Genomic DNA, 12,452 nt, shown 5'->3' with positions numbered 1-12,452 from the left:
GGGAAACTTTGAAAAAGGGGAGATCTTCCTTTGAAGATAGAGATAGATAAGGTGAAAAAGAAGCAGCTCGACCTCTCTGAGTCGGAGCCTGCGTCACACTTCCCGGCCCTGGTAGCGATGGAAAAAGCGGGCGAGTGTGTCTTCACCGCGCCGGTCAACGCAGCGGTCACCGCGATCTGGGAATACGATCACGTGAGGGCCGCCGGCAAGGTGGAGAGCGCGGTACGCCTCACCTGCTCCCGCTGCCTGACCGAGTACGATTATTCGGTCTCCTCGGACTTCACCATCTTCTACACCGAGAGCAAGGGTGAGGAGTTGGACGAGGAAGTCGAGCTTTCCGACGAAGAACTCATTTCGGCCACCTACAGCGGCGACGAGATCGACATGGATCCCGAAATCGCCGAGCAGGTGGCACTGGAAGTACCCTATAAACCGTTATGCAGCGAGTCGTGCCGCGGGCTTTGCCCCGAGTGCGGAGCTGACCTGAACGCCGGAGAATGCGGCTGCGATCGCGGCGAGATAAACCTGAAGATGGCCGCCCTGAAGAAGATCAAGATAGAAAAGTAAAAAGGAGAACATCATGGCTGTACCTAAGAAGAAGACCTCCAAGTCGCGCAAGAACATGAGGCGTGCACACGATTTCCTCACCGCTCCGACCGTTTCGACCTGCCCCCAGTGCAAGGCCCCGAAGCTGCCGCATTGCGTCTGCCCGTCCTGCGGCACCTACAAGGGACGTCAGGTGCTCAAGGCTGAAGAGCTCTAGGATTTCGTTTCACCTAAGCCGTGACTGTTCGGAATCCGCTCCCTAGGGGAAATATGAGAGTTGCTGTCGATGTAATGGGGGGCGACAACGCCCCTCATGTTGAAGTAGAAGGTGCGGTAGCCGCCGCCAGAGAGTTCGGCATCCCGGTAACTCTGGTCGGCGACGTTGAAAAGGTACAGGCCGAGCTGGCCCGCCACGACTGCAAGGGGCTGGACATCGAGCTTTGGCACGCCTCCGAGGTCGTGGGCATGCACGACTCCGCCTCCGACGCGGTGCGCAAGAAGAAGGACTCCTCCATCCGCGTCGCCTTCGAGCTGGTCAAGGGGGGCGAGGCCGTCGCCGTCGTCAGCGCGGGGAACTCGGGCGCCACCATGGCGGCCGGCATGTTCGTGCTGAAACGGATGAAGGGGATCGACCGCGCCGCGATCGCCCAACTCTTTCCCACCGTTACCGGTAAGACCCTCGTTCTCGATGTCGGCGGCAACGTCGACTGCAAGCCCATCCACCTGGTCCAGTTCGCCGTCATGGGCGAGGTGTACGCCAAGTTCGTCATGGGGGTGGACAAGCCCAGGGTTGGCCTGCTCTCCAACGGCGAGGAGGACAGCAAGGGGAACGAGCTCACCCGCGAAACCAGCGCACTCCTGCGCGAAAAGCCCATCAACTACATTGGTTACGTGGAAGGCCGTGACATCTTCAACGGCTCGGTCGATGTCGTCGTCTGTGACGGCTTCGTCGGCAACGTGGCGCTGAAACTGTCCGAGGGGCTGGCCGAGGCCGTGGGCAAGATGCTCAAGGCCGAGATCAAGAACAGCTTCCTGTCCCAGATCGGGTACCTCCTAAGCCGCAAGGCTTTCAACAATTTCAAGAAGACCGTAGACTACGCCGAGTACGGCGGCGCGCCTCTGCTTGGGATCAACGGCGTGGGGATGATCTGCCACGGCGGTTCGAATACCAAGGCGATCAAGAACGCGATCCGCTTTGCCCATGAATACGCACTCAAAGGGGTGAACAGCCGCATGGCTGAAAAGCTCAACGAGAGCTTCCCCGGTGAGGGTCGCGAGCGTGCCGGCCAGAACCCGGACGCCACAGAAAGGGTTGCTTCATGATTAGACCGAGAATCACCGGTACCGGTTCCGCCGTGCCGGAGAAAGTGCTGACCAATTTCGACCTGGAGAAGATGGTGGACACCACCGACGAGTGGATCGTCACCAGGACCGGTATCCGGGAACGCCGCATCGCCGCCGAGGGGGAGTACACCTCGACCTTCGCCACCGCCGCCGCCGAGCGGGCGCTGGCAGCCGCCGGAGTGACGGCGGAGGAAATCGATCTCATCGTGGTGGGAACGCTCACCCCTGACTTCCCGTTCCCCGCCACCGCCTGCATCGTGCAGCAGGCCCTCAAGGCCACCAACGCCTTCTGCTTCGACCTCTCCGCAGCCTGCTCCGGTTTCATCTACGCCCTCGCCACCGCGCAGAAGTTCATCATCTCGGGCCAGGTGAAGAAGGCCCTGGTGATTGGCGCCGAGGTCCTCTCCCGCATCGTCGACTGGAACGACCGCAACACCTGCCTGCTCTTTGGCGACGGCGCCGGCGCCGTGGTGCTCGAGGCGCAGGAAGGGGAGAACGGCATCCTCTCCACCCACATGCACAGCGACGGCAACTACTGGGACATCTTGTACCAGAAAGGCGCCGGCAGCCGCAACCCCGCCAGCCACAAGAACGTGGACGAGGGGCTGGTCTACCTGACCATGCAGGGCAACGAGGTGTTCAAGCTGGCCGTGCGCGCCATGGGCGAAGTGGCCATGGAGGCGCTCCAGGCCAACGGGCTCACCCCCGACGACGTAAAGCTGTTCATCCCGCACCAGGCCAACCAGAGGATCGTCGACTCCGTCGGCAAGCGTCTCGGCATCACCGGCGAGCGCGTCTTCGTCAACCTGGACCGCTACGGCAACACCTCGGCTGCGTCGATCCCGATCGCGCTGGACGAGGCGGTGCGCGCCGGGCGCCTCAAGGAAGGCGACCTGCTGCTGCTCGACGCCTTCGGCGGCGGCCTCACCTGGGGCTCCGCGCTGGTGCGCTGGTAGTTAACTAAGAAAAGAGGTTACCTATGCAATCCTATGCATTCATCTTCCCGGGGCAGGGTTCCCAGCACGCCGGGATGGGGAAGGATCTGGCGGATAACTTCAAGACCGCCAAGGCCGCCTTCGAGGAGGCCGACGACGCGCTCGGCTTCTCCCTTTCGAAACTCTGCTTCGAGGGGCCCGAGGAGGATCTGAAACTCACCGCGAACACCCAGCCGGCCATCCTGGCCGCCAGTGTCGCCGCGTTCCGGGTGCTTAGGGAGGAATCCCCGCTTACCCCCTCCTTCGTGGCCGGCCACTCGCTGGGCGAGTACTCGGCCCTGGTCGCCGCAGGCGCCCTCGACTTCGCCGACGCGCTCAGGACCGTGCGTGCCCGCGGCAGCTACATGCAGGACGCCGTCCCGGTCGGGGTAGGGGCCATGGCCGCCATCCTCGGCGCCGAGGCGGACGTGCTCAAGGATATCTGCGCCGAGGCGGCGCAGGGTGAGGTGGTTTCCCCGGCCAACTTCAACTCCCCCGGCCAGATCGTGGTCGCCGGCCACACCGGCGCCGTGAACCGCGCCATCGAGATCGCCAAGGCAAGGGGGTTCAGGAAGGCGATGCTCCTTCCGGTCTCCGCACCCTTCCATTGCGCGCTGATGAAGCCCGCCGCCGACCGGCTGGCCCAGACCCTCGAGGCGGTGCAGGTGAACGCGCTGACCGCACCGGTGGTCAGCAACGTCGAGGCGAAGCCCAACGCCGACGCGGCCCGCGTCAAGCCGCTCCTCGTGGAGCAGGTCTGCGCGCCGGTCCTTTGGGAGCAGATCATCCAGAACATCATCGCCGCCGGCGTCACCAACTTCGTCGAGATCGGCCCGGGCAAGGTCCTGGCCGGCCTGGTGAAGAGGATCGACAAGGAAGCGGCCTGTGTCAACGTGCAGGACGCCGCGGGCGTAAAAGCAATCACGGAGGTGGCGTAATGAGCCTGAACGGACAGGTAGCAGTCGTCACCGGTGCCTCGCGCGGCATCGGCCGGGCCATCGCCCTGAAACTCGCCGCCGAGGGCGCCGCCGTCGTGGTCACCGCCACCAGCGTTGAGGGCGCGGCCAAGACCGCCGACGAGATCGTCGCCGCGGGTGGCAAGGCCCTGGCGGTCAAGGTCGACGTCTCGGTGGTCGCCGAGGTGGAGAGCCTCTTCAAGCAGTCGGTGGAGGCCTTCGGCAAGGTCGACATCCTGGTCAACAACGCCGGCATCACCAAGGACGGCCTGCTCCTCAGGATGAAGGAAGAGGACTGGGACGCGGTGCTCGACGTGAACCTGAAGGGGTGCTTCAACTGCACCCGCGAGGCCGCCAAGCTCATGTCCAAGGCGCGTTCCGGCAGGATCGTCAACGTCTCCTCCGTCGTGGGCGAGATGGGAAACCCGGGCCAGGCCAACTACTGCGCCTCCAAGGCGGGCATGATCGGCCTCACCAAATCGGTGGCCAGGGAACTCGCCAAAAGAAACGTCACCGTCAACGCGGTTACCCCGGGCTTCATCGAGACCGACATGACCGCGGAGCTCTCCGAGAAGACCAGGGAATCCCTCCAGGAGCAGATTCCCATGGGGAGGCTGGGGAGCGCCGATGACATAGCGGGGGCCGTTCTCTTCCTCGTTTCCGACGCCTCGGCATACATCACCGGCCACGTTCTCTCGGTGAACGGCGGCATGTACATGTGAGTCCGGCAACGGCGTTGATTTTACTTTCAGCGCCAAAAATACCTTTTGCAAATTCTGCGATTCATGCTATGAAATAGCAGTCTTGGGCGCAACAAATCTAAAAACGTCTAACGTTACAATCAAATGGAGGTAATTGAATGGCTTCGATCGAGAAACGCATTAAAGAGATAGTCGCTGAGCAGCTTGGTGTTGACGAGGCTCAGGTGACCAACGAGTCCTCCTTCATGGACGACCTGGGCGCTGACTCCCTGGATACCGTGGAACTGGTGATGGCACTTGAGGAAGAGTTCGAAATCGAGATCTCCGACGAGGACGCCGAGAAGATCCAGTCGGTACAGGACGCAATCGACTACATCACTGATCACACCTAGTAGAGAGGGGGGAGTTATGCTTCCCCTTTTTCATGCCGCCTCCGGGCGGCCATGAGTCAACAGTACCTAAGGAGAGTTCAGAGTATGAGAAGAGTTGTTGTCACGGGGGTAGGCGTGGTCTCCCCGCTGGGGACCGGCAACGGCAAGAACTGGGACGCACTGGTGTCCGGCACGTCCGGTATCGCTCCCATTACCCGTTTCGATGCCTCCGACCTGCCGGTGAAGATCGCTGGCGAGGTTAAGGACTTCGTCGCTGAGGATTTCATCGACAAGAAAGAGATCAAGAAGATGGATCTCTTCATCCAGTACGCACTGGCCGCGGCGCACTTCGCAATGGAGGACTCCGGTCTGCAGATCACCGAGGAGAACGCCGAGCGCGTTGGCGTCCTCGTGGGTGCCGGCCTGGGCGGGCTTCCCGCCATCGAGCGTTACCACTCGGCGCTGCTGGAGGGGGGCTACAAGAAGGTATCCCCGTTCTTCATCCCGATGCTGATCATCAACCTCGCTCCGGGGCACATCTCCATCAAGTACGGCGCGAAGGGGCCCAACGTCTCCTCCGTTTCCGCCTGCGCCACCGGCACGCACTCCATCGGGGACGCCTACCACATGATCCAGCGCGGCGACGCCGACGCCATGATCGCGGGCGGCACCGAGTCCACCGTGACCCCCCTTGGTATCGGCGGCTTCGCCGTGATGAAGGCGCTCTCCACCAACAACGACAACCCGGCCGGCGCTTCCCGTCCGTTCGATCAGGGCAGGGACGGCTTCGTTCTCTCCGAGGGTGCCGGCATCGTGGTGCTTGAGGAGTACGAGGCTGCCAAGGCGCGCGGCGCCAAGATCTACGGTGAAATCGTGGGCTACGGCCTTTCCGGCGACGCCTACCACCTGACCTCCCCCGCCCCGGGCGGCGAGGGTGCTGCGCGCTGCATGAAGATGGCGCTGCGCACCGCTGGCCTCAACCCGGAGCAGGTCGATTACATCAACGCCCACGGCACCTCGACCCCGTTCGGGGACGTCGGCGAGACCACGGCGATCAAGACCGTCTTCGGCGACCACGCCTTCAAGCTGATGGTTTCCTCCACCAAGTCGATGACCGGCCACCTGCTCGGTGCCGCCGGCGGCGTCGAGGCCGTCTTCTCGCTGATGGCGATGCAGAACTCGGTGGTGCCTCCGACCATCAACTACAACGAGCCGGATCCCGAGTGCGACCTCGACTACGTGCCCAACACGGCGCGCGAGGCGAAGATCGAGTACGCCATGAGCAACTCCTTCGGCTTCGGCGGCACCAACGCGTCGCTGCTCTTCAAGAGGGTCTAGGCATGATAGTCCTTGGTAGCGACCACGGCGGCCTCGAACTGAAGAACGAGATCAAGAAACTGCTCGAGGAGCGCGGTCTTCCCTGCGAGGACCTCGGCACCCACAACGGCGATTCCGTCGACTACCCCGATTTCGGGATCGCGGTATCCCGTCGCGTCTCCGAAGGGAGCGCCGAGAAGGGGATCCTGGTCTGCGGCACCGGCATCGGCATGTCCATCGTCGCCAACAAGTTCCCCGGCATCCGCGCGGCCCTCGCCACCGACGTCTTCATGGCGACCATGGCCAAGGAGCACAACAACGCCAACATCCTGGTGCTGGGCGGTCGCGTGCTGGAGACCGAGAACGCGCGCGAGATGGTGGCGGCCTGGCTTGACACCGAGTTCGCCGCGGGCAGGCATCAGAAGCGGCTGGACAAGATCGCCGAAGTGGAGCGCGAGCTCAAGGGATGATGCACCACCCCCATAGCGAGCGAATCAGCAAAGCGGCACTGGAAAGACACACGATCTAAGTAAAGACGGGACTCCCAGAGTCCCGTTTTCTCATTTCAACAGCACTTTTTCACTAGGAGAGTCAGACATGTCAGTACTGGAAACATTCGACCCGGCAGTGGCGGAAGTCATCAGGCACGAGACTGAGCGCCAGGAGTACAACCTCGAACTGATCGCATCGGAGAACTTCGTCTCCCAGGCGGTGCTCGAGGCGCAGGGCTCGGTCCTTACCAACAAGTACGCCGAGGGGTATCCCGGCAAGCGTTACTACGGTGGCTGCCACGAGGTCGACAAGGTCGAGAACCTGGCCATCGAGCGCGCCAAGGAACTGTTCGGCGCCGACCATGTCAACGTCCAGCCGCACTCGGGTTCCCAGGCCAACATGGCGGTCTACTTCTCCGTGCTTAAGCCGGGCGATACCGTCCTGGGCATGAACCTCGCCCACGGCGGCCACCTGACCCACGGCTCGCCGGTCAACTTCTCCGGCAAGCTCTTCAACATCGTCCCCTACGGCGTCTCCAAGGAGACCCAGACCATCGACTACGAGGAGTGCGAGCGCCTCGCCGTCGAGCACAAGCCGAAGATGATCGTGGTGGGCGCCTCCGCGTACCCGCGCATCATCGACTTCGAGGCCTTCCGTCGCATCGCCGACAAGGTCGGCGCCGTGGTCATGGTGGACATGGCCCACATCGCCGGCCTCGTTGCCGCCGGCCTGCACCCGAGCCCGGTTCCCTACGCCGAGTTCGTGACCACCACCACCCACAAGACCCTGCGCGGACCGCGCGGCGGCATGATCATGTGCCGCGAGGACTGGGCCAAGACCCTCAACTCCAACATCTTCCCGGGGATCCAGGGCGGCCCGCTGATGCACGTCATCGCCGCCAAGGCCGTCGCCTTCAAAGAGGCGCTCTCCCCCGAGTTCAAGCAGTACCAGCAGCAGATCGTGAAGAACGCCCAGGCGCTCGCCGCCGGCCTCACCAGCCGCGGCTTCAAGCTCACCTCCGGCGGCACCGACAACCACCTGATGCTGGTCGACCTCTCCCAGACCGAGCTGACCGGCAAGGTGGCCGAGGAGGCGCTCGACCGCGCCGGCATCACCGTGAACAAAAACGGCATTCCCTTCGACACCCGCTCGCCGTTCATCACCTCCGGCATCCGCATCGGCACCCCGGCGGCCACCAGCCACGGCCTGAAAGAGGCAGAGATGGAGCAGGTGGCGGGCCTCATCGCCGAGGTCCTCGGCAACGTGGGCGACGAGGCCAAGCTGGCCGCGGTGAAGACCCAGGTGAACGCGCTGATGAAGCGTTTCCCGATGTACGCCGACCGCCTCAAGTAAGGGGCGGCCGATAACGCAGTAAATGAAAAGGGGACGATTTCATCGTCCCCTTTTTTTATTTGGTTCAGTTGCCAGGCAGTGTTGCCTGCCCCTGCCCACGAAGGGCGAGACATGGCGTGTACGGCCTGGCGGTCGACATTCCACCCTCCGAAATTGTCAGGTGAACCTTTGCAAACCCGGGACAGGGGGATTTGATCTTTGGCCCTTTCTCAGGTACAGTACCCGCCTCGGGAATTCGCTCCGACACCGCCAGCTTGGGGGATCCACCGCATGCTCTTCCATTACGATGAACCGCTCTTTCGCCCGCCTTCCGAGGCCGGCAGCCTCATCTTCCAGATCACCATCGGGTGCTCCCAGAACCGGTGCAAATTCTGCGGCATGTACAAGATGAAGCAGTTCCGGGTCCGGTCGCTGGACGAGGTTTTCGCCGAGATCAGGTCCATCCCGCCGCGCTACCGCCCCGGCGTGCGGCGCGTCTTTCTCGCCGACGGTGACGCCCTCGTCTATCCCCAGGTGGGGCTGGAGCGGATACTGGATGAGTTGAACGAGGTCTTCCCCTCCCTCACCCGCGTGGGCGCCTACGCCTCGCCCAACAGCCTGAACCTCAAGAGCGCGGAGGACCTCGCCGCCCTGCGGGCCAGGAAACTGCGCATCCTGTACTACGGGCTGGAAAGCGGTGACGCGGAGACCTTGCGGCTCGTCGACAAGGGATTCGAGCCGGACCAGATGCTGGAGCAGTGCAAAAAGGCCATGGCCGCCGGCATGAAACTCTCCGTAACCGCCATCCTCGGGCTGGCGGGGCGGAAACGCAGCGCCGAACACGCCGCGGCGACCGCTCGGTGGGTGACGGAGCTCTCGCCGGAATACTTCTCCCTGCTCACCATGTTCCAGCGTCACAACGACGATTTCCTGCAGCTGATTGAACCGCTGAGCCACGGGGAGATCCTGCTGGAAACCCGGACTCTTCTCGAACGGCTGGCGCCGCAGGGAACCATCCTGCGCTCAAACCACGTCTCCAATTTCCTCAGCCTGGCCGGAAGCTATCCGAAGGACCGGCAGCGTCTCATCGATACCGTGGACGCCGCCCTTGTCGAAGCAAAAAGGGACCCCCGCTGGTACGCGGAGATCCCTTGTTACCAAGAGGAATACTACTAGGTTCTATCTCGACACGCCGCAGAGCCTCAGTTCGCTCTCCAGCTTCTCGCGGGAGATGCCCAGTACCCGGCAGGCCTTCTCGCGGTCGCTCTGGTAGCGCTCCATGACCATCAGCAGGAGGGCCTTCTTCAGCGACGCCGAGAGCTTGTCCATGACGCCCTGCCCCTGGGCTGCCGCCAGGGTGGAAACCAGGGGTTCCAGGTTCTTCTGGAACAGTTCCGCGCTCTCGTTCACGGTGTGACGCACCGGCTCGGTCCGCTTGAGCCGCACCACGTTCCCCACGCACTGGTCCATGTTGTCCTGCACGAAGCGCAGGGTGTCCCAATGGCTGTCCACGGTCATGAAGCGCAGGTCGTCCTTGGTCCCTTCCGGCGCTCCCTTCTTCCTCAGGCGTACTTCCATGATGGTATAAGCGTAAGAGCCAGACCGTTCATTGGTGCTGCGATCTCTGTGTGCCATGATGTCCTCCCGGTAGTTGCCGTTTTCCTCTTCTTTTTCAACTGGCGTACCAAAAGTGGGCGGGAACCGTGCCATCGTCTAATATGCCGTAATTACACAGCATTTCCCCGCACTGGCGCTGTTGTGCAGGTGGGATCGCAGAGGGCCATTTGTGCTAAACCTGCACAAGGGACGAGCTCAGTTTCTGGATTCTTGTTTGATTTCAACGGCTTGCCCCTGTTGCGAACATTGAACAGCAGCCGGGGACTGCACAGACGCCGTTGTGCAAACCCTGCCGCCTGTTATAACGAGTGTTGTTTTTAATTCTCTCGCCCTGGCGCAGTGATCCCCGTAGCGGGGAGGTGACATCTGGAGCGACCTCTGTTGGTGCCGCTAGCTGGCCTGATCGCTGGCCTGGTCACCACTCACCTGTTCGATACCTTCCCACCGGCATGGTGCCTGGCAGCCTTGCTTGCCGTGGCTCTGGCCGCCTCCCTGATACGTCCGCGTTTCCCCTACCTTGTGGCGCTCGCGCTGCTGTTCTTTGCCTGGGGGCAGTTGTCGCTGCTGCCGTTTCTGAGGCCGCAGCCGGGACTGGAGCGTCTCGCCTCCGACAGTCCGGTGGTGATCGAGGGGGTGCTGGATTGCCGTCCGGAAGCCACGGCATCGGGAGGGAGCAAGGTCTATCTGCAGGTGGAGCGGGTGAGCGATGAAGGACGCGAACTGAGGGTTTCGGGGCGGCTGCTGGTCTATGTGAAAGAGGGACGCGCCGCACTGCGCACCGGCGACAGGGTGAGATTCACCTCCCGGATCCGGATGCCGCGCAACCTGGGGCTTCCCGGCGAGTCGGACTGGGTGCGCAGACTCGCCTACCAGCAGGTGCATGTTACCGCGTTCGTGCTGTCGGCGGAGGAGCTGGTGCTGCTGCGCGCGGGAGAGGGGTGGCTATGGCACATCGACCTGTTGGCGGAAAGGCTGGGGACCTTCATCATGACCGTGGAACCGGGCCCGGAGGGGGGAGTCCTGAAGGCGCTGCTCCTGGGGGACAGGGGGGACGTGCCGGAACCGTTGCAGGAGGCGTTCGCGCGCAGCGGCGTGAATCACATCCTGTCCATCTCGGGATTCCACGTCGGCATCGTGTTCCTCTCCCTGTGCCATCTCCTCTACTACCTGGCGCGGCGCTCGGAGTGGCTCGCCCTGCACCTCAAGCTGCGGCCGCTGGCGATGCTGGCGTCCCTCCCCATGGTGGTCCTTTACCTGTTCCTTTCCGGGCAGGCCCCCGCCACCTTGCGCAGCGTGCTGATGATCTGCGTGGTGGTGGCGGCCATGCAACTGAAACGTGAAGTGGACCCGGTGCACACCATCATGCTGGCGGCGTGCGCGATCCTGTTCACCGCACCCCAGACCCTCTTCGACGTCTCCTTCCAGCTCTCCTTCCTTGCCATCTGGGGACTGTCGGTCCTGACCCCTGACGTGGCCGCGCCCCGGAGCAAGGCAGGCAGAATCCTGCGATGGGGGCTCCTCCTCTTCATCGCGTCGGTGGCTGCCATACTGGCCACCTTGGTACAGGTCGCCTACTACTTTCAGCGCGTGTCGCTGGTCGGGGTGGTCGCCAACCTCCTGGTGGTGCCCCTGATGGGGTATGGTGCCGTCGTCCTCGGCTTCAGCGCGCTGGTTCTCAGTCGCCTGTGGGCCGCTCCCGCCACAGCGCTGCTGCATCTGGCCGCCCTCATGGTGCGCTGGTCGGATCGCATCGTCGAGCAGTTGTCGCGGGCGCCGGTGCTGACAGCATACGTCCCTGACCGCCTCGACCTCCTGCTGGCCTGCCTGGCGCTCTGCGCGATCACCTTCTTGAAGTGGAGGCCGGCGCGAGCGGTCGCAGCGTTAACGTTCCTGTTCGTTCTCGCGGTGCGTGCCGTGCCGGCCGTGCAGGCCGGAGATGGAACCATGCGCCTCTACTTTCTGAGCGTGGGGCAGGGGGATGCGGCGTTGGTGCGCCTGCCGGACGGCAAGTGGATGCTGGTCGACGGCGGCGGCAACGCGACAGATACCGATACCCGGGTGGGTGCGCGCCTGTTGCTCCCCGCCTTGCGGGACCTGTCGGTACGGCGTATCGACTACCTGGTGCTGTCCCACGGGCATCCCGACCATCTGCAGGGCGCGCTGTATCTCGCGGCGAATTTCGAGGTCGGCCAGTTCCTGGCTCATCCCCGAGCCCTGGCCGCCCCGGAACTGCAGCCGCTGAGATGGGTCCTCGCCGCACGAGCGGTTCCGGTGCGGGAACTTTGGGCCGACACCCCGCCTCTACAGCTGGGCGGCGCCCTGCTGCAACCGCTGTGGCCCGTCGCCGGGACGGCGGTGCCGGCTGACGCGAATGCCGCCTCTCTCGTGTTCAGCCTGGCGTACGGCATGAGCTCGGTGTTATTCACCGGTGACATCGGGGTGGCGCAAGAGCGGCAGCTTCTCGAGCGGGGAACATTGCAACCATGCAACGTGTTGAAGGTGGCGCATCATGGCAGCAAGCACTCCTCCAGCGACGAGTTCATGGAAGCCGTGCGGCCGGCGGCAGCCGTCATCTCCGCCGGATACCGGAACGCCTTTCATCTGCCGGCGCCCGCGACGGTCGCCACGCTGCGAAGGCACGGGGTGAGGCTCTATCGGACCGACCAGGAGGGGACCGTCGAGGCGGTCTGCAAAGCGGATGGCACTGTTTTATTATCGACTCCTTTTGGGCATTTTAATTGACACTCAAGAGTCGTATCTGCTAGTTTATGCTGGCATTGTCCCGAGAATACCCGACAATCC

13 protein-coding genes are annotated in these 12,452 nt (G+C 63.3%); 12 read left to right on the top strand and 1 reads right to left on the bottom strand.

Annotated elements, in window-relative coordinates; all coding sequences use genetic code 11:
• The first annotated feature begins 30 nt into the window (after positions 1-30).
• From KOL99_RS09185 to KOL99_RS09135, 11 genes are all read left to right on the top strand, one after another.
• Complete coding sequence (locus KOL99_RS09185; RefSeq protein ID WP_216510144.1) at positions 31-567, top strand: YceD family protein; 537 nt, start codon at positions 31-33, stop codon at positions 565-567.
• Between the two features lie 13 nt (positions 568-580).
• Positions 581-763, top strand: coding sequence for a 50S ribosomal protein L32 (gene rpmF, locus KOL99_RS09180; protein ID WP_015721360.1), 183 nt, complete (start codon positions 581-583; stop codon positions 761-763).
• A gap of 53 nt (positions 764-816) precedes the next feature.
• The gene (gene plsX / locus KOL99_RS09175) at positions 817-1,869 is read left to right on the top strand and encodes a phosphate acyltransferase PlsX (protein ID WP_216510143.1); all 1,053 of its coding nucleotides are present in this window, start codon (positions 817-819) and stop codon (positions 1,867-1,869) included.
• Complete coding sequence (locus tag KOL99_RS09170; protein WP_216510142.1) at positions 1,866-2,846, top strand: beta-ketoacyl-ACP synthase III; 981 nt, start codon at positions 1,866-1,868, stop codon at positions 2,844-2,846. The genes plsX and KOL99_RS09170 overlap by 4 nt, the downstream gene beginning before the upstream one ends.
• Before the next feature lie 23 nt (positions 2,847-2,869).
• Positions 2,870-3,802 carry an ACP S-malonyltransferase gene (fabD, locus tag KOL99_RS09165; RefSeq protein ID WP_216510141.1) on the top strand — a complete coding sequence of 311 codons (933 nt, stop codon included), beginning with the start codon at positions 2,870-2,872 and terminating at the stop codon, positions 3,800-3,802.
• Complete coding sequence (gene fabG, locus KOL99_RS09160) at positions 3,802-4,542, top strand: 3-oxoacyl-[acyl-carrier-protein] reductase (protein ID WP_216510140.1); 741 nt, start codon at positions 3,802-3,804, stop codon at positions 4,540-4,542. Before fabD ends, fabG begins: the two co-directional genes overlap by 1 nt.
• Positions 4,543-4,679: 137 nt before the next feature.
• On the top strand, positions 4,680-4,913 hold the full coding sequence (gene acpP, locus KOL99_RS09155; RefSeq protein WP_012531540.1) for an acyl carrier protein: 234 nt from the start codon (positions 4,680-4,682) through the stop codon (positions 4,911-4,913).
• An 84-nt stretch (positions 4,914-4,997) separates the two neighbouring features.
• Positions 4,998-6,230: a beta-ketoacyl-ACP synthase II gene (gene fabF, locus KOL99_RS09150; protein ID WP_216510139.1), complete on the top strand. Its 1,233-nt coding sequence runs from the start codon at positions 4,998-5,000 to the stop codon at positions 6,228-6,230.
• Positions 6,231-6,232: 2 nt separating this feature from the next.
• Entirely contained in the window at positions 6,233-6,679 is a 447-nt protein-coding gene (rpiB, locus tag KOL99_RS09145) for a ribose 5-phosphate isomerase B (protein WP_216510138.1), read from the top strand.
• 127 nt (positions 6,680-6,806) lie between these two features.
• Positions 6,807-8,054 carry a serine hydroxymethyltransferase gene (gene glyA, locus KOL99_RS09140; RefSeq protein WP_216510137.1) on the top strand — a complete coding sequence of 416 codons (1,248 nt, stop codon included), beginning with the start codon at positions 6,807-6,809 and terminating at the stop codon, positions 8,052-8,054.
• A 270-nt stretch (positions 8,055-8,324) separates the two neighbouring features.
• The gene (locus tag KOL99_RS09135; protein ID WP_216510136.1) at positions 8,325-9,209 is read left to right on the top strand and encodes a radical SAM protein; all 885 of its coding nucleotides are present in this window, start codon (positions 8,325-8,327) and stop codon (positions 9,207-9,209) included.
• Between the two features lie 3 nt (positions 9,210-9,212).
• On the opposite strand, the gene KOL99_RS09130 is transcribed toward KOL99_RS09135, so the two are convergent.
• Positions 9,213-9,668, bottom strand: coding sequence for a hypothetical protein (locus KOL99_RS09130; RefSeq protein WP_216510135.1), 456 nt, complete (start codon positions 9,666-9,668; stop codon positions 9,213-9,215).
• A 366-nt stretch (positions 9,669-10,034) separates the two neighbouring features.
• Between KOL99_RS09130 and KOL99_RS09125 the strand changes: the two genes are divergently transcribed.
• Positions 10,035-12,392, top strand: coding sequence for a DNA internalization-related competence protein ComEC/Rec2 (locus KOL99_RS09125; protein ID WP_216510303.1), 2,358 nt, complete (start codon positions 10,035-10,037; stop codon positions 12,390-12,392).
• The last annotated feature ends 60 nt before the right edge of the window (positions 12,393-12,452 follow it).

The sequence above is a fragment of the Geomonas azotofigens genome (assembly GCF_018919395.1).
GTDB classification, from domain to species: domain Bacteria; phylum Desulfobacterota; class Desulfuromonadia; order Geobacterales; family Geobacteraceae; genus Geomonas; species Geomonas azotofigens.
Note: the sequence above shows the minus strand (reverse complement) of the source record. Positions and strands in the feature narration are given on the sequence as shown.